Genomic DNA, 16,567 nt, shown 5'->3' with positions numbered 1-16,567 from the left:
GCGAGAGTCTTCAAGAGGGGGCGCAAATGGCGTACGAGGGCGTACGGGAACGTACGACGCGAAACAGGAGTCCGTGCACAAGATGAGCGACGAGCCGCAGCCGAAGCAGCCGACCCCTGGCTGGGCACCGAGAGAATCACAAGGTGCTCCCCAGCCGCCGGACGGCACAAAGCCGAAGCGGCCGAAGCGCACGGGCTGGCGCCGGCTGATCCCGACCTGGCGCATGGTGCTCGGCACCTGCGTGATCGGCATACTCCTGCTGATCGGCCTGTTCTTCCTCGGCTACTCCCTGGTCAAGATCCCCCCGGCGAACGCCCTCGCCACCAAGCAGTCCAATGTCTACCTGTATGCCGACGGCTCCCAACTCGCCCGCGACGGAGAGATCAACCGCGAGAACGTCTCCCTCGCCCAGGTCTCCAAGAACGCCCAGCACGCCGTACTCGCCGCCGAGGACCGCGACTTCTACACCGAGTCCGCGATCGACCCCAAGGCGATGGTGCGCGCCGCCTGGAACACCGCCACCGGCAAGGGCAAGCAGTCCGGCTCCACGATCACCCAGCAGTACGTGAAGAACTACTACCTCGCGCAGGAACAGACCGTCACCCGCAAGGTGAAGGAGTTCTTCATCTCGATCAAGCTGGACCGCACGGAGTCCAAGGACCAGATCCTCGAGGGCTACCTCAACACCAGCTACTTCGGCCGCAACGCCTACGGCATCCAGGCCGCCGCCCAGGCCTACTACGGCCAGGACGCCACCGCCCTCGACCCGGCCCACGCGGCCTACCTCGCCGCCCTCGTCAACGCCCCCAGCGAATACGACGTCGTCGCCCACCCCGAGAACAAAGCGGCGGCCGTGGCCCGCTGGAACTACGTCCTCGACGGCATGGTCAAGAAGGGCTGGCTGACCCAGTCCGAGCGGACCGGCCTCAAGTTCCCCATGCCGAAGGAACAGACCACCTCCACCGGCATGTCCGGGCAGCGCGGCTACATCGTCACCGCGATCAGGGACTACCTCACCAAGAACAAGATCGTCTCCACGGACGACCTCGAAGCAGGCGGCTACCGCATCACCACCACCCTGCAGAAGAGCAGGCAGAACGCCTTCGTGAAGGCCGTCAACGACCAGGTGATGAAGAAGCTCGACAAGAAGAACAACAAGGTCGACAACTACGTCCGCGCGGGCGGCGCCTCCGTCGACCCGAAGACCGGCAAGGTCGTCGCGATGTACGGCGGAATCGACTACGTCAAGCAGTACACGAACGGCGCGACCCGCGGCGACTTCCAGGTCGGCTCCACCTTCAAGCCCTTCGTCTTCGCCTCGGCCGTCCAGAACCACTCCACCACGCAGGACGGCCAGACCATCACCCCGAACACCTACTACGACGGCACCAACCAGCGCCCCGTGCAGGGCTGGTCCGGCGGCAGCTACGCGCCGGAGAACGAGGACCAGGTCTCGTACGGCGACATCTCCGTGCGCACCGCCACCGACAAGTCCGTCAACTCGGTGTACGCACAGATGGCCGTGGACGTGGGCCCCGAGAAGGTGAAGCAGACGGCGATCGCCCTCGGCGTCCCGTCCGACACCCCCGACCTGACCTCGACGCCCTCGATCGCGCTCGGCGTGAACACCGCCAGCGTCCTCGACATGGCGGAGTCCTATGCGACGCTCGCCAACCACGGCGAGCACGGCGTGTACACGATGATCGACTCGATCACCAAGGACGGCAAGGACGTCGTGGACCTGCCGAAGGACACGACCTCGAAGGCCGTCAGCCGCGAGGCCGCCGACACCACCACCTCCGTCCTCCAGAGCGTCGTCGAGAACGGCACCGCGACCGTCGCCCAGGACACGGACCGCCCCGCCGCCGCCAAGACCGGCACCGCGGAGAAGGACACGGCCGCGTGGTTCGCCGGCTACACACCCGACCTCGCGACCGTCGTCTCGGTCATGGGCCAGGACCCGGTCACGGCCGCCCACAAACCGCTGTACGGCGCACTGGGCCTGCCCCGCATCAACGGCAGCGGCCCGCCCGCCGATGTCTGGGTGCAGTACACCAAGGCCGCCCTGAAGGGGAAGCCGGCCACGGACTTCGACCTCCAGCTGCAGCCGGGCGCCGAAGAGACCGAACCCCCCGCCACCACCGAGCCCCCGCAGCAGCCGACCACGGGCGGCACGACCAACGGCGGCACGCCCACCACGAACGGCCAGGCCAACCAGGGCCAGACCCAGGGCCAGAACAACGGCGGCACGACGAACGGCGGGACGACCACGGGCGGCACACCGACCACCGGCGGAACGACGGGCAACACCACGACCGGCGGAACGACCGACGGCGGAACCACCTCGACGGGCGGCACCACCGGAGACACCACGGACGGCGGAACGACGGCCGGCACCGACACCGGAGGCACAACCGGCGACACCACAACAGGCACCGACACCGGAGGAGCCACAGCGGGCACAGGCGGCCCGGTGACCTAGCGGTCCAGCAGTCTCTAGTGCCCGGAGGTCGCCTTCAGCCCCACCACGGCGACCAGCAGCAGACACACGAAGAAGATCCGGGCGGCGGTGACCGGCTCCCCCAGCACCACCATCCCGAGCACCGCCGCACCGGCCGCCCCGATCCCGACCCAGACGCCATAGGCGGTACCGATGGGGAGGGACTTGGCGGCGTAAGACAGCAACACCATGCTGGCGACGATGCCCGCACCGGTGAACACGCTCGGCACGAGCCGGGTGAACCCGTCCGTGTACTTCATCCCGATCGACCAGCCGACTTCCAGCAGACCGGCGACGAGCAGCAGAACCCAGGCCATGACGGCACCTCCGAAACAGGCGTTGCAAGGGGTGCGTCGTCTTTGCTGATCCTGCTGTCCCGGTACGGCGCGTCTCGTCGGGCTCGGGCTCCTTCGAATGTAGCAAACGGGCAGCAAAGAGGGCCGGTGACGATGGTCACCGGCCCTTCTCGCCGTCGATCTACAGGTCGATCTACAGGTAGAGACCCGTGGTGTCCTCGGACCCCTCGAACCGGTCGGCGGCCACGGCGTGCAGATCGCGCTCACGCATCAGCACATAGGCGACCCCGCGCACCTCGACCTCGGCGCGGTCCTCGGGGTCGTACAGCACCCGGTCGCCCGGCTCCACGGTCCGCACGTTCTGCCCGACGGCGACGACCTCGGCCCAGGCCAGCCGACGCCCGACCGCCGCGGTGGCGGGAATCAGGATGCCCCCGCCCGACCGCCGCTCACCCTCCCCGGTGTCCTGCTTGACCAGAACCCGGTCGTGCAGCATCCGGATGGGCAGCTTGTCGTGCTGCGGGTTGCCGTGCTCATTTCTGTTGGCGCTCACGCCCTCGAACCTACCTGCCTTTTCCGCGTCCGTACGCCGCCGGGTCAGCCCTTCCGCCTTCGCCGGCCCAGGGCCAGCAGCCCGACAAACCCCACGGCGACAAGAGCCACGGGCACGATCCGCTCCATGCGCGGCGCGCCCTCCTCGTCCACGAACTGCGCCTTCACATCGCTCACGGCCTTGTTGACCCCGACGTAGGCCCGCCCCAGGGTGTGATCGATATTCGACACGACCTTGGCCTTGGCATCCCCGACGATCGTCTTCGGATGCACCCGCACCCCGATCTCGTCGAGCGTCTCGGCCAGCACTTCGCGGCGGCGCTTGATGTCCGCCTCGATCTGCGCCGGGGTTCTGGTGTCCGACGTGTCCGCCACCGTAAGGCCTCCGAAGTCAGCTGATGCCTGTTGCTGCTTGTTGCTGCTTGTTCTGGACAGTCTGTCAGTTCCGCCCGCCCCCGCACTGTCAGGACCCCCGGTTACGCTGGTCCGATGAGCGAGCGACTCCAGCCGGGGGACGTGGCCCCCGACTTCACCCTCCCCGACGCCGACGGCAACGACGTATCCCTCGCTGCCCACAAGGGCCGCAAGGTCATCGTCTACTTCTACCCGGCGGCCCTGACGCCCGGCTGCACCAAGCAGGCCTGCGACTTCACGGACAACCTCGAACTCCTGACCGGCGCCGGCTACGACGTCATCGGCATCTCGCCGGACGCCCCCGAGAAGCTGGCGAAGTTCCGCGAAAAGGAATCCCTGAAGATCACGCTGGCCGGCGACCCCGAGAAGACGGTCATCGAGGCGTACGGCGCGTACGGCGAGAAGAAGAACTACGGCAAGACGTACATGGGCGTCATCCGCTCGACGGTCGTCGTGGACGAGGAGGGCAAGGTCGAGCGGGCGCTGTACAACGTGCGGGCGACAGGCCACGTGGCCAAGATCATCAAGGACCTGGGGATCTGACGAGGCTGCCCGGCCAGTAGCATGGCCGGGCAGTATCAGGCGGCCGTGGTGGAATTGGCAGTCACGCTGGGTTTAGGTCCCAGTGGGGTAACTCCCGTGAGGGTTCGAGTCCCTCCGGCCGCACCAGCATTCAGCCCAACAGCTCCCGCACCACCGGCACCAACGCCCTGAACGCCTTGCCCCGATGGCTGATCGCGTTCTTCTCCTCGGGGCTCAGTTCCGCGCACGTGCGCGAATCCCCCTCCGGCTGGAGGATCGGGTCGTACCCGAAGCCGTTCGTGCCGACCGGAGCGTGTCGCAGAACGCCACGCAGCTGGCCCTCGACCACCCGCTCCCTCCCGTCCGGCAGTGCCAGTGCCGCCGCGCATGCGAAGTGCGCTCCCCGGTGGTCGTCCGCGATGTCGCCGAGCTGGGCCAGCAGGAGTTCCAGGTTGGCCCGGTCGTCGCCGTGCTTGCCCGCCCAGCGGGCGGAGAAGATGCCCGGCGCGCCGTTCAGGACGTCGACGCAGAGGCCCGAGTCGTCGGCGACGGCTGGCAGGCCCGTCGCCTGGGCCAAGGCGTGGGCCTTGAGGAGGGCGTTCTCGGCGAACGTCACGCCTGTTTCCCTGACGTCGGGGACGTCGGGGTAGGCCTCCGCCCCGACCAGCTCATGAGCAAGTCCTGCTTCGGCGAGGATCGCCCTGAGCTCGGTGATCTTTCCGGCGTTGCGGGTGGCGAGGATCAAGCGCGTCGTCATGGGGCAACAGTACGGCGCGCCCCACAGGGGACTTTATGAGGTGCAGACCTTGGTCAGTTCGCCCGCCGCGTCCGTGACCGGGCTGACGTCCGGCGTGTTGTCGCCGTTCTTGATCGCCGTACGGACATTGGCCACGGCCTTGTTCAGGTCGTCGACCGCCTTGTTGACGTCGGCGTTGTCGGTCTTGTCGCCGATCTTGTCGAGGTTCTTGTCGATGGAGGCGAGGGACTGGTCGAGCTGGGTGGGGTCGTTCGAGGCGTTTTCGACGGCCTGCTGGAGGTTGGTGACGCTGTCGGCGATGGTGTCGGCGGTCTGGACGCAGTCCATGGCCTTGTTGACGGCGTCGCAGCCGGTGGTCAGTCCGGCCGTCAGTCCGACGGCCGCCACCGCGGTGAGCGCGATGGCGATACGGCGACTGCGAAGACTGCGACTCCTGCGGCGGCCTCGGCTCACGGCCATGACGGTGGTCCCTCCCTTGTCCAGGCCCCGCGGCGAGGCCCCCCGTACTGGTCGGGCGCACGGTGGTGTGCCGTGCGCCCGCATTCGTAGGGACGCGCGGGCGGGCGGAGGGGTTGCCTCCGGCCGCCGTTTCGCTTGGTGCGTCCTTTACTTTTCGAGGACCGTATCAAGAGCTTTGCGCTGATGGACAGCGAGTTCTGCGCAGCCCGAAATCGCCAGGTCGAGAAGGGAGTTGAGCTCTTCGCGGGCGAAGGGTTCGGCTTCCGCGGTGCCCTGGACCTCGACGAAGCGGCCGTCACCGGTGCAGACGACGTTCATGTCGGTGTCGGCCTTCACGTCCTCCTCGTAGCAGAGGTCCAGGAGGGGGATGCCGCCGACGATGCCGACCGAGACGGCGGAGACGGTGCCGGTGAGCGGCTGGCGGCCGGCCTTGATCAGCTTCTTGCCCTGGGCCCAGGAGACGGCGTCGGCCAGCGCCACATACGCGCCCGTGATCGCTGCCGTACGCGTGCCGCCGTCGGCCTGGAGCACGTCGCAGTCGAGGACGATGGTGTTCTCGCCGAGTGCCTTGTAGTCGATGACCGCGCGCAGCGAGCGGCCGATGAGTCGGCTGATCTCGTGGGTGCGGCCGCCGATCTTGCCGCGTACGGATTCGCGGTCGCCGCGGGTGTTGGTGGCGCGGGGCAGCATGGAGTACTCGGCGGTGACCCAGCCCTCGCCACTGCCCTTGCGCCAGCGAGGGACGCCTTCGGTGACGGAGGCGGTGCAGAAGACCTTGGTGTCGCCGAAGGAGACGAGGACGGAGCCTTCGGCGTGCTTGCTCCAGCCGCGTTCGATGGTGATCGGGCGGAGTTGTTCGGGGGTGCGGCCGTCGATTCGAGACATGGCGACGAGCCTAGCCGCACAGGCGGAAAGGGCCCCTCCCGCGGTGGGATGGGGCCCTCAGGAGTGAACGCGTCGGTTCACATCGGTTCGCATCGGTTCACATCATGTCTTCGATCTCCGCCGCGATGGGGTCGGCGTCGGTGCCGATGACGACCTGGATCGCGGTGCCCATCTTGACGACGCCGTGTGCGCCCGCGGCCTTCAGGGCGGTCTCGTTGACCAGTGCGGGGTCGCTGACCTCGGTGCGGAGCCGGGTGATGCAGCCCTCGATCTCTTCGATGTTGTCGATGCCGCCGAGCCCGGCAACGATCTTCTCAGCCTTGGTGGCCATGTCTGTCTCCCTTACGCACGGTTGGCTCATCTTCGCGAGCGATTGCGTCGTGCGTACCGAAGGATGACGTCACAGCAGCCGTATCGCCCGTAACTGGTCTACACCACCCGACAGGCGGTCGCCAACCCATGAGTGCCGGCACCGAGATCTCCCCTGCCCGGGGGCGCTGGAACAGCCTGTTCCAGGGCCTGCAGCAGAGGGGCCGCAGAACTTCAGCGACTGGCTGAACGGTCTGGGCGCATGGGGCTCGGGCGTCTTCGGTGCCGCGAACCGGGCGCTGCCAAACGCTCCGCGGGAAGTGCGGCAATGAACCCGCGGGCCGGTGGGGGCTGATCGCGCAGTTCCCCGCGCCCCTTACGGGGCGCGGTACCGTCGGACTTCACCAAGACCTCTTCCGATCATGATGTTCGCGCTGTCGGCGGCGGGCTGATGCGCCGCTGTACGCGATCCACGCGTTGCTGACGGGTGTGTCGATGGCGGTGACCTGGGGGACGCCATCAAGGCCTGACGGCCCTGACGGCCCACCAGAAAACAGTGGGTTCCTTATCCGGCCTTCACCGTGCTACAACAGGTCTACACCACAGGTCTACACCACTGAGTGGTTCAGGCCACTGAGTGTTCAGATCAGCGACGCCGCCCTCCTCTTCCCCTGTCCCCGGGCTGCGTCTTGCCCCCTGGAGGAAGTTGTGACCACGGCCAGCGCCGCTCCCGCGGCCGAGAAGAAGAAGGGCCCCGGCGCGATGGCTGTGCTGCAGCGTATCGGCCGCAGCCTGATGCTGCCGGTGGCCGTCCTGCCCGCCGCCGCCCTCCTGGTGCGCCTGGGCAATACGGACATGCTCGGACGCCCGTCCTTCCCCACGTTCCTCACGAAGATCGCGGGGTTCATGGCGGCGGGCGGCAACGCGATCCTCGACAACATGGCGCTGCTGTTCGCCGTGGGCATCGCGATCGGCTTCGCCAAGAAGTCGGACGGCTCCACGGCGCTGGCCGCGGTCGTCGGCTACCTGGTCTTCAAGAACGTGCTGGGCACGTTCACCGACAAGAACCTGCCGAAGGTGGCGACGGCGGTCGACGGCAAGGTCGTCATGGTGGACGCACCGGTCGACGCCAAGGTGCTCGGCGGTGTGGTGATGGGCCTTGTGGTCGCGCTGCTCTACCAGCGCTTCTACCGCACCAAGCTGCCGGACTGGGCGGGCTTCTTCGGCGGCCGCCGGCTCGTCCCGATCCTCTCGGCCTTCGCCGGCCTGGTCATCGGCATCGTCTTCGGCTACATCTGGCCGGTCCTCGGCACGGGTCTGCACAGCTTCGGTGAGTGGCTGGTCAAGTCGGGTGCGGTCGGCGCGGGCATCTTCGGTGTGGCCAACCGTGCGCTGATCCCGATCGGCATGCACCACCTGCTGAACTCCTTCCCGTGGTTCCAGGCGGGCGACTACCACGGCAAGAGCGGCGACATCGCGCGCTTCCTGGCGGGCGACCCGAGCGCGGGCCAGTTCATGACCGGCTTCTTCCCGATCATGATGTTCGGTCTCCCGGCGGCCTGTCTGGCGATCGTGCACTGCGCCCGTCCGGAGCGCCGCAAGGTGGTCGGCGGCATGATGTTCTCGATCGCGCTGACGTCGTTCGTGACGGGTGTGACCGAGCCGATCGAGTTCACGTTCATGTTCATCGCGCCGGTCCTGTACGCCATCCACGCGGTGCTCACCGGTGTCTCGCTGGCGCTGACCTGGGCGCTGGGCATGAAGGACGGCTTCGGATTCTCGGCGGGCGTGGTGGACTTCGGCCTGAACTGGGGCATCGCGACCAACCCGCTGGGTCTGATCCTGGTGGGCCTGTGCTTCGGCGTCCTGTACTACGTGATCTTCCGCTTCGCGATCATCAGGTTCAACCTGCCGACACCGGGCCGCGAGTCCGACGAGGAACTGGCGGAACTGCAGAAGGCGGAGGCCAAGTAGGCCTGCCCGACACGCACGAAGGCTCCCGGAACCCCTCGGTTCCGGGAGCCTTCCGCATGATCGGCAAGCCGGCTCTCGTACGACTGCCTCAGATCTCGTACGACTGCCTCGGTGCCGCAAGTTCCACCGGGCCGTCGAACACCGCGCGAGCGTCCGCCAGGTTGACCTGCGGGTCGGTCCACGGCGGGATGTGGGTCAGGACCAGGCGCCGGGCGCCCGCCCGGGTCGCCGTCTCGCCCGCCTCGCGGCCGTTGAGGTGCAGGTCGGGGATGTTCTCCTTGCCGTGCGTGAACGCGGCCTCGCACAGGAACAGGTCGGTGTCGCGGGCGAGTTCGTCCAGTGCGGGGCTGATGCCGGTGTCGCCGGAGTACGTCAGGGACGTCCCCCCGTGTTCGACACGGATGCCGTACGCCTCCACGGGATGGGCCACACGCTCCGTGTGCACCGTGAACGGGCCGATCTCGAACGTGGACGGCTTGACCGTGTGGAAGTCGAAGACCTCGCTCATGGAGGAGGCGGTGGGGGTGTCGGCGTAGGCCGTGGTGAGGCGGTGTTCGGTGCCTTCGGGGCCGTAGACCGGGATGGGGTCGCAGCGGCCGCCGTCGTGGCGGTAGTAGCGTGCGACGAAATAGGCGCACATGTCGATGCAGTGGTCGGCGTGCAGATGGCTGAGGAAGATCGCGTCGAGGTCGTAGAGACCGCAGTGGCGCTGCAGCTCGCCAAGGGCGCCGTTGCCCATGTCGAGGAGCAGCCGGAAGCCGTCGGCCTCTACGAGGTAGCTCGAGCAGGCCGATTCCGCGGACGGGAACGACCCCGAGCAACCGACGACGGTGAGCTTCATGAAGCAGAAACCTCCGCTGGCGGGAACTTTTCCGGGAAGGAGACGGGGGTCGTGCGGTCCGTCGAGCGTAAGGCGCAAAACGTCGGGTCGCTCCTCCAGCAAGGGCTGTTGTGGGCGAACTCACCTGTGGTGTCACCGGTTCGGCTGGATGCGGGGCGGGTGAGGCGTGAGAGGGCGGGCACGGGTTCGAAAGAGGGCGCGCGTGGCCGATCGTGCGCCGGTAACGTCTTCGTATGGACACGTCATGGTGGCTCGCGCTCGCCGCGGTGATTCTGCTCGCGCTGGTCGCCACGCTCGTCGACGGCTGGGGGCGGGGGCGGCGGCCCGCCGGGCGCCGGACACGGCCGCCGGGCCGGCCGGGCGGACGGGGTGGGGGCGGGCGGCCCAAGCCTGCGGAGATCTGGTGGGCGAACGTTCCGTACGAGGACCGGCCCGGGAACAAGGACCGGCCCTGTCTGGTGCTGGTGGTGCACGGGGAGCGGGCGGTGGTCGCGAAGATCACCAGCAAGTACCACGACGAGCGGGCCGGGGTGATTCCGTTGCCCCCGGGTGCGGTGGGGGACGCGCAGGGGCGCGCCAGTTTTCTTGAGACGGATGAGCTTCGTGAGGTGCCGGTTTGGGAGTTCCGGCGGCGGGTGGGTGTGGTGGACCCGATCCTTTGGGATCAGGTCCGTCACCTGGCCACCTAGCTCCGCAGGAGGGCCGGTTCGCCGTCTGCGGGCCGGTGGGGGCTGGTCGCGCAGTTCCCCGCGCCCCTAAAAGACAAAAACAAGGGGGTGCTCATGCCCAAAGCTGGCCCTGCAACGTTTCGATGGCTTCCTCCGTCGTGGCCGCCGTGTAGACGCCTGTCGAGAGGTACTTCCAGCCGCCGTCCGCCACGACGAACACGATGTCGGCCGACTCCCCCGCCTTGACCGCCTTGTTGCCGACGCCGATTGCCGCGTGCAGGGCCGCGCCGGTGGAGACGCCCGCGAAGATGCCCTCCTGCTGGAGGAGTTCGCGGGTGCGGGTGACCGCGTCCGCCGAGCCGACGGAGAAGCGGGTCGTGAGGACGGAGGCGTCGTAGAGCTCGGGGACGAAGCCCTCGTCGAGGTTCCTCAGGCCGTAGACCAGGTCGTCGTAGCGCGGTTCCGCGGCGACGATCTTGACGTCCGGCTTGTTCTCGCGCAGGAAGCGGCCGACGCCCATCAGGGTGCCCGTCGTGCCCAGGCCTGCCACGAAGTGGGTGATCGACGGGAGGTCGGCGAGGATCTCGGGGCCGGTCGTCGCGTAGTGGGCGCCCGCGTTGTCCGGGTTGCCGTACTGGTAGAGCATCACCCAGTCCGGGTGCTCGGCCGAGAGTTCCTTGGCCACCCGGACCGCGGTGTTGGAGCCGCCCGCCGCCGGGGAGGAAATGATCTCCGCGCCCCACATGCCGAGCAGGTCGCGGCGCTCCTGGGAGGTGTTCTCGGGCATCACGCACACGATGCGGTAGCCCTTGAGCTTCGCGGCCATGGCGAGGGAGATGCCGGTGTTGCCGGACGTGGGCTCCAGGATCGTGCAGCCCGGGGTGAGGCGGCCGTCCTTCTCCGCCTGTTCGATCATGTGCAGGGCCGGCCGGTCCTTGACCGAGCCGGTCGGGTTGCGGTCCTCCAGCTTGGCCCAGATGCGGACGTCCTGGGACGGCGACAACCGCGGCAGGCGCACCAGGGGGGTGTTGCCCACCGCGGCCAGCGGAGAGTCGTAGCGCATGCGGATCAGGCCATGCCGCCGGCCACGGCCGGCAGGATCGTGACGTTGTCGCCGTCGGCGACCTTGGTGTTGATGCCTTCGAGGAAGCGGACGTCCTCGTCGTTCAGGTAGACGTTGACGAAGCGGCGCAGCTCGCCGTTGTCCACGATCCGGGCGTGGATGCCCGCATGCCGGGTCTCGAGGTCGGTGAAGAGCTCGGCGAGGGTGTCCCCGTTGCCCTCCACCGCCTTCTGGCCGTCGGTGTAGGTGCGAAGGATGGTGGGGATGCGGACCTCGATGGCCATGGCTCAGGGCTCCTGTCGGGAGTGGTCAGTCGGTGGGCGCGCGGCAGCGCGGTAAAGCATGTGGTGCCTGAGGCGCCGCGGCTCACGGCCGTACGGCGGCAGGGGTCAGCGCGTACAGATGGCGCTCTGCAGCCTGCACAGGTCGACGTGCAGCCGCGCCACGAGCAGCATGCCCGGCGTCTTGTCGCTCACGTCGTGGAAAACCATGCGCTCATCGTATCGATTCCCGGTCCCGGTCCCGGAGTGTGATCTCACATTCCGGACGGATTTCATCCAGGCTTCGAGATCAGTACGACTCCACGACCTTGACCTCCTCCTCCGTGACCTCGCCCTCGACGATCCGGTACGAGCGGAACTGGAAGTCGCCGAGGCCGTCGGTGTCCGCGGTGGAGACCAGGACGTAGTGCGCGCCGGGCTCGTTGGCGTAGGAGATGTCGGTGCGGGAGGGGTAGGCCTCGGTCGCGGTGTGGGAGTGGTAGATGACCACCGGCTCCTCGTCGCGGTCGTCCATCTCGCGGTAGAGCTTGAGCAGGTCGCCCGAGTCGAACTCGTAGAACGTGGGCGACATGGCCGCGTTCAGCATCGGGATGAACCGCTCGGGGCGGTCGGATGCGGCCGAGCCCGCGACGACGCCGCACGCCTCGTCGGGGTGGTCCTTGCGTGCATGGGCGACGATCTGGTCGACGAGGGCCTGGGTGATGGTCAGCATGTTCGTCAGGATAAGCAGGAGGGCCGTCAGGAGAAGCAGATGGGCCGTTCCGTACCGATGGGTGGTACGGAACGGCCCGGATGCCGAACAGGGTGGAGCGGGGTCAGCCGACCTTCTCCAGCTCCGGCTCGCGCCGCTGGGTGACCTCCGGGTTGCGGGCCTTGAGGATCCCCCAGCCGATGCCGAGGAGGACCGCCCAGCCGGCCATCACATAGAGGCAGACGCGGGAGTCGGAGTCGTAGGCGATCAGGCCGGTGACGAAGAGCAGGAACACGATCGCGATGTACGAGCACACCGCGCCGCCCGGTGCCGGGAAGGACGAGGCGGGCAGTCGGCCCGCGACGACCGCACGGCGGTAGAGAACATGGCTGATCAGGATCATCAGCCAGGTCCAGATGCCGGCCGCGGTGGCCACCGAGGTGACATAGCCGAAGGCCTTCTCCGGGACGATGTAGTTGAGGACCACGCCGATGCCCATGAAGGCGACAGAGACCGTGATGCCGAGGGCAGGGGTCTTGGAGGCCGACAGCCTGGAGAAGGCGCGCGGGGCCTCGCCGTTGTCGGCGAGCGTGCGCAGCATGCGGCCCGTGGAGTACATGCCCGAGTTGCAGGAGGACAGGGCCGCGGTCAGGACGACGAAGTTGACGATGCCCGCGCCGGCCGGGATGCCGATCAGCGCGAACGCCTTCACGAAGGGGCTGACGCCGTCCGCGAATTCGGTCCACTTGACGACGCAGAGGATGACGGTGAGTGCGCCGACGTAGAACAGCGCGATGCGCCAGGGCAGGGTGTTGATCGCCTTGGGGAGGGTCTTCTCCGGGTTCTCGGACTCGCCGGCCGTGACGCCGACCAACTCGACGGCGAGGTAGGCGAACATGACGCCCTGCAGGGTCATCAGGGACGAGCCGACACCCTTGGGGAAGAAGCCGTCGAACTGCCAGAGGTTGGCGACAGAGGCGGTGTCACCGGCGGCGCTGAAGCCGAAGGTGAGGACGCCCAGGCCGATCACGATCATGCCGATCAGGGCGGTGACCTTGACCATCGAGAACCAGAACTCCAGCTCGCCGAAGAGCTTCACGGAGATCAGGTTGACCCCGAAAAGGATCACCAGGAAGACCAGGGCCGTCGTCCATCGCGGGACGTGCGGGAACCAGTAGTGGACGTAGATCGCGGCGGCCGTCAGCTCGGCCATTCCGGTCACGACCCACATCAGCCAGTACGTCCAGGCGGTGAAGTAGCCGAAGAACGGGCCGAGGAACTCGCGGGAGTACTCCGCGAAGGAGCCCGAGACCGGGCGGTAGAGGAGCAGCTCGCCGAGCGCCCGCATGATGAAGAAGATGATCACGCCTGCAAGGGCGTACATGAAGATGAGGCTGGGGCCGGCCTTGGCGATGTTCGCCCCGGCGCCCAGGAAAAGGCCGACGCCGATGGCGCCGCCGATCGCGATCATCTGGACCTGACGGCTGCCGAGCCCTCGCTCGTACCCCTCTTCGGCCCCTTCGGGGGCCTTGTCCGTGCCGACCTGAGCGGAGGTCATGTGGTGGTGCGCCTTTCTCCATTCCGATCCCGGGCCTCTCGTCGGCCCCGGATCGGGTCTCGATCCCCCCGGATTGATGGAGCGTTGTGCCTGGCCGGCGATCCGTCGGCTCGGTGGCGCACCCGGCCGAAACATGGGTGGTGTTCGCCGGGCGGTCGTGAAGATTTATCACGGCCGCAATGTTGATCGACTGCGCGACATGTGGCGCATCACACAGGGAGAAGGGGACAGACGAGACAGAAAACGGACACAGTCGGCCGTAGCGGTGACGTGATCGTTATCCGGATTTGAGCGTCCTCTGAGCGAACACCAAACCATCACATCTCAGGACATCCGGTCACACCATCAGGGTCGAGACGAGCGTCTCCTGGAGGCCGCCCAGCCACAGATACGCCATCACCATCGGCTTGCGCGGGTCCTCGTCGGGGAGCCGGTAGAGGAGGTCGGTGTCGTCCTCGTCGGTGATCTCCAGGCGGGAGCCGATCGCCAGGCGCAGGTCGTTGAGGGCGCCCAGCCACTGGCGGGACTCCTGGGCGGTCAGTTCGAGGACCGCTCCGCCGTCGCCGCCCGGCGTGAGCGCGTCCAGCGAGCGGACCACAGCAAGGGCGTTCTCGCGCTTGCCGGCGCGCAGGTCGTTCTCGGTGTAGCGGCGGAACTCGGAGGAGTGCGCCTGCTGCTCCTCGGCCTCCTTGGGCCCGGGGGTGCCCTCGGGGTCGCCGTAGGCGTCGGGGAAGAGCCGTCGCAGGACAGGATCCTTGGGCGGCTCGCTCGGCCCTTCGGCGAAGAGCTCGGCCAGCGGGTCGTCGGGGGCGTCCTCGCCCGGTCCGGGGCCGATGAGTTCCAGCAGCTGGACGGCCAGCGACCGGATGATGGAGATCTCGACGTCGTCGAGGGCGACGGCCGCGCCGCCGCCGGGGAGCGGTTCGAAGTGTCCTGGCATCAGGGTCAGTCGCTACTTCCGGTCCTGCTGGAGGGTGGCCCACAGACCGTAGCCGTGCATGGCCTGCACGTCGCGTTCCATCTCCTCGCGAGAGCCGCTGGAGACGACCGCCCGGCCCTTGTGGTGGACATCGAGCATGAGCTTGGTGGCCTTGTCCTTGGTGTAGCCGAAGTACGTCTGGAAGACGTACGTCACATAGCTCATGAGGTTGACGGGGTCGTTGTGCACGATCGTGACCCAGGGGACGTCCGGCTCGGGTACGGCGAAGACCTCCTCCGCCGATTCGGTGCGTTCGATCTCAAGGGGAGCGGGTGACGTCACACAGCCCATGCTGCCACGGGCCCCACAAATCGTCACACTGACGCGAAGGGGTGTTAGCATCGTTGCCATGAACACAGCGGACCTTGGGCTGCCGGTGGACGTTCCCTCGACGGCGCTCTTCACGGACCAGTACGAGCTCACGATGCTGCAGGCCGCCCTCAGGGCCGGTACCGCCGAACGGCGAAGCGTCTTCGAGGTCTTCACCCGGCGGCTGCCCGACGGGCGGCGCTACGGCGTGGTGGCGGGTACCGGGCGGGTCCTGGACGCCGTGGAGAACTTCCGTTTCGACGCGGACGTCCTGGGCTTCCTGAGTGAGCGCGGCATCGTCGACGAGGCCACCCTGGAGTGGCTCGCCTCCTACCGGTTCTCCGGTGACGTGTGGGGCTACCCCGAGGGCGAGGTGTACTTCCCCGGCTCGCCGATCATGCGGGTGGAGGGCTCCTTCGCCGAGTGCGTGCTGCTGGAGACGGTGATCCTCTCCATCCTCAACCACGACTCCGCGATCGCCGCGGCCGCCTCCCGCATGTCCTCGGCCGCCGGGCACCGCCCGCTGATCGAGATGGGCGCCCGGCGCACCCATGAACTCGCGGCCGTCGCCGCCTCCCGCGCCGCCTACCTCGGCGGCTTCGCCTCCACCTCGGACCTCGCGGCCGGCTTCCGCTACAACATCCCCACCGTCGGCACCTCCGCCCACGCCTTCACCCTGCTCCACGACCGCGAGCGGGACGCCTTCCAGGCCCAGGTGAACTCGCTGGGCCGGGGCACCACCCTGCTCGTGGACACGTACGACGTCGCCGAGGCCGTCCGGATGGCCGTCGAGGTGGCCGGGCCCGAGCTCGGCGCCGTACGCATCGACTCCGGCGACCTGCTGCTGGTCGCGCACCGGGTGCGGCAGCAGCTGGACGAGCTGGGCGCCACCAGGACGAAGATCATCGTGACCTCGGACCTCGACGAGTACGCCATCGCCTCGCTGGCCGCGGCGCCCGTGGACGCGTACGGCGTCGGTACGCAGCTGGTGACCGGGTCCGGGCATCCGACCTGCTCGATGGTGTACAAGCTGGTCGCGCGTGCCGAGTCCGCCGATCCGAACGCGCCGCTGGTGCCGGTCGCGAAGAAGTCCAGCGGCGGCAAGACGTCCATCGGGGGCCGCAAGTGGGCCGCGCGGCGCCTGGACGCGGACGGGGTCGCGGAGGCCGAGGTCGTCGGCACGGGAGCCGTCCCGACCGAGCTCGCCGACCGGCAGCTGCTCGTCGAGCTGGTCAAGGGCGGCGACGTCGTGGCCCGCGAGCCGCTGGACGTCGTACGCGACCGGCACACGGCCGCGCGCGCCAATCTGCCGCTGTCGGCGACCCAGCTGTCGCGGGGCGAACCGGTCATTCCGACCGAGTACGTACAGGTGAGTTGAGTACGTGCGCGGGCGCTCGGGTAGCTAATGCAGGTGCCGCCGGATACGCCCCGTGACGACCCCTCCCGCATCGCCCGGGAAATCAATAGGCTCGGAAGTTCAATGGCCGGGCCCGCACCCCTCCCCCGACC

The 16,567-nt window shown here is 68.1% G+C and carries 20 protein-coding genes and 1 tRNA gene; 6 read left to right on the top strand and 15 right to left on the bottom strand.

What is annotated here, in order from left to right; all coding sequences use genetic code 11:
* Positions 1 to 82: 82 nt before the first annotated feature.
* Complete coding sequence (locus tag P2Q00_RS14350; protein WP_275772868.1) at positions 83 to 2,482, top strand: transglycosylase domain-containing protein; 2,400 nt, start codon at positions 83 to 85, stop codon at positions 2,480 to 2,482.
* A gap of 14 nt (positions 2,483 to 2,496) precedes the next feature.
* Here the strand turns inward: P2Q00_RS14350 and P2Q00_RS14345 are convergent, their stop codons facing one another.
* The 3 genes from P2Q00_RS14345 to P2Q00_RS14335 all read right to left on the bottom strand — a co-directional run bounded on the left by P2Q00_RS14345 (position 2,497) and on the right by P2Q00_RS14335 (position 3,723).
* A complete protein-coding gene (locus P2Q00_RS14345) occupies positions 2,497 to 2,817 on the bottom strand; it encodes a DMT family transporter (protein WP_275772867.1) in 321 nt (106 codons plus the stop codon).
* Between the two features lie 172 nt (positions 2,818 to 2,989).
* On the bottom strand, positions 2,990 to 3,292 hold the full coding sequence (locus P2Q00_RS14340) for a GroES family chaperonin (protein ID WP_425579629.1): 303 nt from the start codon (positions 3,290 to 3,292) through the stop codon (positions 2,990 to 2,992).
* Positions 3,293 to 3,393: 101 nt separating this feature from the next.
* Complete coding sequence (locus P2Q00_RS14335; RefSeq protein ID WP_275772865.1) at positions 3,394 to 3,723, bottom strand: DUF3618 domain-containing protein; 330 nt, start codon at positions 3,721 to 3,723, stop codon at positions 3,394 to 3,396.
* A 114-nt stretch (positions 3,724 to 3,837) separates the two neighbouring features.
* On the opposite strand from P2Q00_RS14335, the gene bcp reads away from it, so the two are divergent.
* Positions 3,838 to 4,305 (top strand): thioredoxin-dependent thiol peroxidase, encoded by a 468-nt coding sequence (gene bcp / locus P2Q00_RS14330; RefSeq protein WP_275772864.1) that lies wholly within the window; start codon positions 3,838 to 3,840, stop codon positions 4,303 to 4,305.
* Positions 4,306 to 4,344: 39 nt separating this feature from the next.
* A tRNA-Leu gene (locus P2Q00_RS14325) sits at positions 4,345 to 4,431 on the top strand.
* 4 nt (positions 4,432 to 4,435) lie between these two features.
* Here the strand turns inward: P2Q00_RS14325 and rdgB are convergent.
* The 4 genes from rdgB to P2Q00_RS14305 all read right to left on the bottom strand — a co-directional run bounded on the left by rdgB (position 4,436) and on the right by P2Q00_RS14305 (position 6,716).
* Positions 4,436 to 5,041, bottom strand: a complete 606-nt coding sequence (gene rdgB / locus P2Q00_RS14320; protein ID WP_275772863.1) for an RdgB/HAM1 family non-canonical purine NTP pyrophosphatase — start codon at positions 5,039 to 5,041, stop codon at positions 4,436 to 4,438.
* Positions 5,042 to 5,074: 33 nt separating this feature from the next.
* On the bottom strand, positions 5,075 to 5,500 hold the full coding sequence (locus P2Q00_RS14315; RefSeq protein WP_275772862.1) for a hypothetical protein: 426 nt from the start codon (positions 5,498 to 5,500) through the stop codon (positions 5,075 to 5,077).
* Positions 5,501 to 5,647: 147 nt separating this feature from the next.
* Positions 5,648 to 6,385 (bottom strand): ribonuclease PH, encoded by a 738-nt coding sequence (gene rph / locus P2Q00_RS14310; RefSeq protein WP_275772861.1) that lies wholly within the window; start codon positions 6,383 to 6,385, stop codon positions 5,648 to 5,650.
* A gap of 97 nt (positions 6,386 to 6,482) precedes the next feature.
* Positions 6,483 to 6,716: a PTS sugar transporter subunit IIB gene (locus tag P2Q00_RS14305; RefSeq protein ID WP_048583244.1), complete on the bottom strand. Its 234-nt coding sequence runs from the start codon at positions 6,714 to 6,716 to the stop codon at positions 6,483 to 6,485.
* A gap of 686 nt (positions 6,717 to 7,402) precedes the next feature.
* On the opposite strand from P2Q00_RS14305, the gene P2Q00_RS14300 reads away from it, so the two are divergent.
* Complete coding sequence (locus tag P2Q00_RS14300) at positions 7,403 to 8,668, top strand: PTS transporter subunit EIIC (protein ID WP_275772860.1); 1,266 nt, start codon at positions 7,403 to 7,405, stop codon at positions 8,666 to 8,668.
* A gap of 88 nt (positions 8,669 to 8,756) precedes the next feature.
* On the opposite strand, the gene P2Q00_RS14295 is transcribed toward P2Q00_RS14300, so the two are convergent.
* Positions 8,757 to 9,509: an MBL fold metallo-hydrolase gene (locus tag P2Q00_RS14295; protein ID WP_275772859.1), complete on the bottom strand. Its 753-nt coding sequence runs from the start codon at positions 9,507 to 9,509 to the stop codon at positions 8,757 to 8,759.
* Positions 9,510 to 9,742: 233 nt separating this feature from the next.
* On the opposite strand from P2Q00_RS14295, the gene P2Q00_RS14290 reads away from it, so the two are divergent.
* Positions 9,743 to 10,198 carry a type II toxin-antitoxin system PemK/MazF family toxin gene (locus tag P2Q00_RS14290; protein ID WP_275772858.1) on the top strand — a complete coding sequence of 152 codons (456 nt, stop codon included), beginning with the start codon at positions 9,743 to 9,745 and terminating at the stop codon, positions 10,196 to 10,198.
* 91 nt (positions 10,199 to 10,289) lie between these two features.
* Here the strand turns inward: P2Q00_RS14290 and P2Q00_RS14285 are convergent, their stop codons facing one another.
* The 7 genes from P2Q00_RS14285 to clpS form a co-directional block, all read right to left on the bottom strand.
* Entirely contained in the window at positions 10,290 to 11,240 is a 951-nt protein-coding gene (locus tag P2Q00_RS14285) for a PLP-dependent cysteine synthase family protein (protein ID WP_275772857.1), read from the bottom strand.
* Positions 11,241 to 11,245: 5 nt separating this feature from the next.
* The gene (locus P2Q00_RS14280) at positions 11,246 to 11,524 is read right to left on the bottom strand and encodes a MoaD/ThiS family protein (protein WP_275772856.1); all 279 of its coding nucleotides are present in this window, start codon (positions 11,522 to 11,524) and stop codon (positions 11,246 to 11,248) included.
* Positions 11,525 to 11,629: 105 nt separating this feature from the next.
* A complete protein-coding gene (locus P2Q00_RS50765; RefSeq protein WP_311736770.1) occupies positions 11,630 to 11,731 on the bottom strand; it encodes a putative leader peptide in 102 nt (33 codons plus the stop codon).
* A gap of 79 nt (positions 11,732 to 11,810) precedes the next feature.
* Positions 11,811 to 12,233, bottom strand: a complete 423-nt coding sequence (locus P2Q00_RS14275) for a M67 family metallopeptidase (RefSeq protein ID WP_275772855.1) — start codon at positions 12,231 to 12,233, stop codon at positions 11,811 to 11,813.
* 103 nt (positions 12,234 to 12,336) lie between these two features.
* Positions 12,337 to 13,770: an amino acid permease gene (locus P2Q00_RS14270; RefSeq protein WP_275772854.1), complete on the bottom strand. Its 1,434-nt coding sequence runs from the start codon at positions 13,768 to 13,770 to the stop codon at positions 12,337 to 12,339.
* A 337-nt stretch (positions 13,771 to 14,107) separates the two neighbouring features.
* Positions 14,108 to 14,710, bottom strand: a complete 603-nt coding sequence (locus P2Q00_RS14265) for a DUF2017 domain-containing protein (RefSeq protein ID WP_275772853.1) — start codon at positions 14,708 to 14,710, stop codon at positions 14,108 to 14,110.
* 12 nt (positions 14,711 to 14,722) lie between these two features.
* Positions 14,723 to 15,040 (bottom strand): ATP-dependent Clp protease adapter ClpS, encoded by a 318-nt coding sequence (gene clpS / locus P2Q00_RS14260; RefSeq protein ID WP_275772852.1) that lies wholly within the window; start codon positions 15,038 to 15,040, stop codon positions 14,723 to 14,725.
* A 58-nt stretch (positions 15,041 to 15,098) separates the two neighbouring features.
* Between clpS and P2Q00_RS14255 the strand changes: the two genes are divergently transcribed.
* Positions 15,099 to 16,436: a nicotinate phosphoribosyltransferase gene (locus P2Q00_RS14255; protein ID WP_275772851.1), complete on the top strand. Its 1,338-nt coding sequence runs from the start codon at positions 15,099 to 15,101 to the stop codon at positions 16,434 to 16,436.
* Positions 16,437 to 16,567: the final 131 nt, after the last annotated feature.

Origin of the sequence: Streptomyces coacervatus, from assembly GCF_029223485.1 — a bacterium.
In the GTDB taxonomy this organism is placed as follows: domain Bacteria; phylum Actinomycetota; class Actinomycetes; order Streptomycetales; family Streptomycetaceae; genus Streptomyces; species Streptomyces coacervatus.
This window is presented reverse-complemented; position numbering and strand designations above follow the sequence as displayed.

What these genes read in the sequence shown, in the direction of transcription:
- P2Q00_RS14350 (WP_275772868.1), top strand. Translation starts at nt 83, where the DNA reads ATGAGCGACGAGCCGCAGCCGAAGCAGCCGACCCCTGGCTGGGCACCG.
- rdgB (WP_275772863.1), bottom strand. Translation starts at nt 5,041, where the DNA reads ATGACGACGCGCTTGATCCTCGCCACCCGCAACGCCGGAAAGATCACC.
- P2Q00_RS14270 (WP_275772854.1), bottom strand. Translation starts at nt 13,770, where the DNA reads ATGACCTCCGCTCAGGTCGGCACGGACAAGGCCCCCGAAGGGGCCGAA.
- P2Q00_RS14290 (WP_275772858.1), top strand. Translation starts at nt 9,743, where the DNA reads ATGGACACGTCATGGTGGCTCGCGCTCGCCGCGGTGATTCTGCTCGCG.
- P2Q00_RS14315 (WP_275772862.1), bottom strand. Translation starts at nt 5,500, where the DNA reads ATGGCCGTGAGCCGAGGCCGCCGCAGGAGTCGCAGTCTTCGCAGTCGC.
- P2Q00_RS14280 (WP_275772856.1), bottom strand. Translation starts at nt 11,524, where the DNA reads ATGGCCATCGAGGTCCGCATCCCCACCATCCTTCGCACCTACACCGAC.
- rph (WP_275772861.1), bottom strand. Translation starts at nt 6,385, where the DNA reads ATGTCTCGAATCGACGGCCGCACCCCCGAACAACTCCGCCCGATCACC.
- P2Q00_RS14340 (WP_425579629.1), bottom strand. Translation starts at nt 3,292, where the DNA reads ATGCTGCACGACCGGGTTCTGGTCAAGCAGGACACCGGGGAGGGTGAG.
- P2Q00_RS14265 (WP_275772853.1), bottom strand. Translation starts at nt 14,710, where the DNA reads ATGCCAGGACACTTCGAACCGCTCCCCGGCGGCGGCGCGGCCGTCGCC.
- clpS (WP_275772852.1), bottom strand. Translation starts at nt 15,040, where the DNA reads ATGGGCTGTGTGACGTCACCCGCTCCCCTTGAGATCGAACGCACCGAA.
- P2Q00_RS14305 (WP_048583244.1), bottom strand. Translation starts at nt 6,716, where the DNA reads ATGGCCACCAAGGCTGAGAAGATCGTTGCCGGGCTCGGCGGCATCGAC.
- bcp (WP_275772864.1), top strand. Translation starts at nt 3,838, where the DNA reads ATGAGCGAGCGACTCCAGCCGGGGGACGTGGCCCCCGACTTCACCCTC.
- P2Q00_RS14295 (WP_275772859.1), bottom strand. Translation starts at nt 9,509, where the DNA reads ATGAAGCTCACCGTCGTCGGTTGCTCGGGGTCGTTCCCGTCCGCGGAA.
- P2Q00_RS14285 (WP_275772857.1), bottom strand. Translation starts at nt 11,240, where the DNA reads ATGCGCTACGACTCTCCGCTGGCCGCGGTGGGCAACACCCCCCTGGTG.
- P2Q00_RS14345 (WP_275772867.1), bottom strand. Translation starts at nt 2,817, where the DNA reads ATGGCCTGGGTTCTGCTGCTCGTCGCCGGTCTGCTGGAAGTCGGCTGG.
- P2Q00_RS14275 (WP_275772855.1), bottom strand. Translation starts at nt 12,233, where the DNA reads ATGCTGACCATCACCCAGGCCCTCGTCGACCAGATCGTCGCCCATGCA.
- P2Q00_RS14255 (WP_275772851.1), top strand. Translation starts at nt 15,099, where the DNA reads ATGAACACAGCGGACCTTGGGCTGCCGGTGGACGTTCCCTCGACGGCG.
- P2Q00_RS50765 (WP_311736770.1), bottom strand. Translation starts at nt 11,731, where the DNA reads ATGGTTTTCCACGACGTGAGCGACAAGACGCCGGGCATGCTGCTCGTG.